Annotated in this window: 2 protein-coding genes and 2 pseudogenes; 1 reads left to right on the forward strand and 3 read right to left on the reverse strand. The window is 62.9% G+C overall.

All coding sequences use genetic code 11. The features are described 5' to 3' along the window. Positions 1–101, forward strand: a pseudogene (locus V8324_RS21730) (IS5/IS1182 family transposase); the annotation flags it as partial. Between the two features lie 308 nt (positions 102–409). Here the strand turns inward: V8324_RS21730 and V8324_RS21735 are convergent. From V8324_RS21735 to tnpA, 3 genes and pseudogenes are all read right to left on the reverse strand, one after another. Then, entirely contained in the window at positions 410–607 is a 198-nt protein-coding gene (locus V8324_RS21735) for a hypothetical protein (protein ID WP_336421971.1), read from the reverse strand. Between the two features lie 55 nt (positions 608–662). After that, positions 663–1,094, reverse strand: a pseudogene (locus V8324_RS21740) (transposase). Further along, positions 1,094–1,507 (reverse strand): IS66-like element accessory protein TnpA, encoded by a 414-nt coding sequence (gene tnpA / locus V8324_RS21745; protein WP_336421972.1) that lies wholly within the window; start codon positions 1,505–1,507, stop codon positions 1,094–1,096. Before tnpA ends, V8324_RS21740 begins: the two are co-directional and overlap by 1 nt. Between the last annotated feature and the right edge of the window lie 171 nt (positions 1,508–1,678).

Below are 1,678 nucleotides of genomic sequence, written 5' to 3' on the forward strand. Positions count from 1 at the left end.
GCCGCCTGGCAAGAGGTTGGGAAAGACCCGTCGAGAGCGCAGAGGCTTGGGTCCTCATCGCCCATATCAGACGTATGACCCGCCGCCTCGCAAGGGACTGAAATCATTCAACCCATTTCGAATCGGACTCTTAGACCCCATGATCGCGATGTGAGCTGACTGGTTCGGTGGTCTCTCCCGCAGCATTCTTCGTTCGAGGGTTGCGCCGCACATCCGCGCAGCTGCGCCGGCACGATGTCCAGCCGCTCGGTACGGTCGTCACGCCGAAGGCGTGCTTACAGCACGGCGCCGATCTTGTGCAGTCGTCATTGTCGCGCCATTGATGGAGTGGATGGCTCCCGCTTCCGGCATCGCAATGTGCCATGTTGGGTGCTGTGAACACGGCCAACGAAGGGAGCCATCCACTCCATCAATGGCGGGCAATGGCTCGCTCCTCGTCGAGCTTCTCGGATTTCTTGCCATGCACAACGCGGTTCAGTTCGGCGACCAGGTGCTCGAGGCGATTGTTGATCTCCTTGAGACTGGCCGTCTCGCGCAACAGCGCGGCGACAGCGTCGCGCTGGTCCTCGGGAATGGCCGAAAGGTCGATATGAGGCAGGGCCGACATGCCTTCGAACATACCCCGAACCGGCTGGAAATGCGCACCAAATCAGTCGCCCGATTCATTCTGCCGCAGCCGGCCGGCGCGCCTCCGGCGCCTTCACCCGGCGCCAATCCAGGCCCGAGAACAGGGCCTCGAACTGCGCCCGGTTCAGCGTCATGAGGCCGTCCTTGATCGCAGGCCAGGTGAAGGTCGTCTCCTCCAGGCGCTTGTAGGCCATCACCAAACCATTCGTCCGGGAAACGGTCCCCCCGGGCTGTTTCCTGATCCTCCTCATCCTCCCAGAACAGGATCTTCAACCGGTCGGCCCGCATTCGCCATTGTGCTTGCACCAATGGCGCACGAATGGCTCATCGCGGACCACGAACACCGTGCCGGTGAAGGGATCCTCCTGCAAAACCGACTGCACCAGAGCCGCCAGCCTATCATGACCCTTGCGGAAATCGACCGGCTGCGTGGCCACCATTAGGCGCGCCCTGTACGAGGGCAGCATCACGCGGGCGCCCCGAGCGCCCGGACGATCTCGGCGATGCGCATGGCGGGCGTGTCAGCCTCGAGCTGGATCACCACCTCGCCGACCGCGATCCGGACATCGCGTCCGGCAGCGCTGTTCTCCGCCTCTGGCGAAGGAGAATCTGCGTCGCACATCACGAGCGGCGCAAACACCGTCTCATCTCGGTCGCGATCCTCGGCCGGAAGGACAAGCTCGCCGTCCTTCGCCATGCGCCGCCACGCCGACAACTGGTTCGGCCGGATGCCGAAATGCGCCGCCACCTCGTTGACCGTCGTCCCCGGACGCAGCGTCTCGGCAACAGCCTGCGCCTTTACCTCATCCGGCCAGCGCCGCTGACCGGACGCGTGGATCTCCACCCCGAGTGATCTGAGAAACGCATTAGTAGCGCACATTGCGAAACAGACTCCCTACCTTACGACAGGAACGTGCTCGCACCCACGGAACCTCGGGAGAAGGTGGGAACCAGCCGGCGCTCTGATGTCTTTTTTCAAGGACTTTTTCATGCAAACAGGCACGCCAAGGCGTTGCTTGTTATCTGGACGCCCAAGGGTGGGCACGAGGTC

Origin of the sequence: Roseovarius sp. D22-M7, assembly GCF_037083785.1 — a bacterium.
GTDB lineage: Bacteria > Pseudomonadota > Alphaproteobacteria > Rhodobacterales > Rhodobacteraceae > Roseovarius.